Genomic DNA, 614 nt, shown 5'->3' on the forward strand with positions numbered 1-614 from the left:
AAGCTGCTAAAGATGCAGCTTTCGAATTGGCGACGGCGTCAACTGCTCAAAAGAACCAAGCTCTAGCGATCATCGCAGATGAGCTAGAAGCAAACTCAGCTGCGATTTTGGCAGCAAACGCAAAAGACATCGAACTTGGTCGCGAAGCTGGTCTGATCGATGCGCTGCTAGACCGTCTACTGTTGAATGAAGAACGCTTAACGGGCATTGCAAATGATGTTCGCAATGTGATCAGCCTAAACGATCCTGTGGGCAGCGAAATCGACAGTAAAGTGCTAGAAAACGGCATGTCTCTCTCTCGCCGCCGTGTACCACTTGGTGTTGTGGGTGTGATTTATGAAGCGCGTCCAAATGTGACCATCGACATTGCCGCACTATGCCTGAAAACGGGTAACGCCAGCATCCTACGCGGTGGTAAAGAGACGTTTTTCTCTAACATGGAACTTGTGAAAGTTATCCAATCAGCCCTTGCAAAAGCAAACTTGCCAGCCGCTTCAGTACAGTACATTGAAAAGCCAGATCGCGAGCTGGTTTCTCAACTGCTTAAACTGGATGACTACGTTGATATGATCATCCCACGTGGTGGAGCTGGTCTGCACAAAATGTGTAAAGAG

The 614-nt window shown here is 48.4% G+C and carries 1 protein-coding gene; it reads left to right on the forward strand.

Annotated elements, in window-relative coordinates; all coding sequences use genetic code 11:
- Positions 1–614, forward strand: a 614-nt coding sequence (locus R7Z49_RS26115; protein WP_318112577.1) for an aldehyde dehydrogenase family protein, incomplete at both ends; no start/stop codon positions are given.

The sequence above is a fragment of the Vibrio sp. 1562 genome, from assembly GCF_033340155.1.
GTDB classification, from domain to species: Bacteria; Pseudomonadota; Gammaproteobacteria; order Enterobacterales; family Vibrionaceae; genus Vibrio; species Vibrio alginolyticus.